A 232-nucleotide genomic window follows, 5' to 3' on the forward strand; every position below is an offset into this window, starting at 1 on the left:
AGGACCTCGGCTTCGACTCGCTGACCGCCGTCGAATTCCGTAACCGGCTGACGGCGGCGACGGGGCTGCGGCTGTCGGCGACGCTCGTGTTCGACTACCCCACGGCTGCCGCTCTCGCGACGCACCTGCGGGAGGAACTGTTCGGCTCGGACACCGACCCGGCCGCCCTCGTACCTTCGCGTGTGCTGCCGCCGGTTGCGGACGACCCGGTGGTGATCGTGGGGATGTCGTG

At 70.3% G+C, this 232-nt stretch carries 1 protein-coding gene; it reads left to right on the forward strand.

The window, feature by feature from the left end; genetic code table 11:
- On the forward strand, positions 1 to 232 hold a 232-nt coding region (locus tag AN218_RS28155), incomplete at both ends, for an acyl carrier protein (protein WP_171908822.1).

The organism is Streptomyces nanshensis, from assembly GCF_001751255.1.
Lineage (GTDB): Bacteria > Actinomycetota > Actinomycetes > Streptomycetales > Streptomycetaceae > Streptomyces > Streptomyces nanshensis_A.